The organism is Methylobacterium sp. AC315 (assembly GCF_979253755.1).
The window spans coordinates 1-258 of sequence record NZ_CEEDEA010000095.1 but is presented as its reverse complement, the minus strand read 5'-3'; the positions used below and the strand labels follow the sequence as shown (position 1 = coordinate 258).

Annotated in this window: 1 pseudogene; it reads right to left on the bottom strand. The window is 76.4% G+C overall.

What is annotated here, in order from left to right:
* A pseudogene (locus AC0IY0_RS28845) lies at positions 1 to 160 on the bottom strand (LPS export ABC transporter permease LptG); the annotation flags it as partial.
* Positions 161 to 258: the final 98 nt, after the last annotated feature.

Here is a 258-nt window from a genome sequence, read left to right as displayed (position 1 = left end):
CCATCAGCCCGGTGGACGCGCCCTCGGCCTCGCCGGCCCGGCGCAGGAGCTCGACGAAGTCCAAGGTGTAGACCAGCGCGAACCCGGTGACGAACACACCGAGCACCGTGCGGGCGAACCGGGCGGCGAAGTAGCGCCCGAGGGTCGGACCGATCCGCATCGTGGGCTCAGCGTGCCGGGGCGAGGCGCGGGGCGCGGAACCGGGCGCGCACCGCGCCCGCCACCGCGGCATGGAAGGCGCGCACCCGCGGGCCGAAG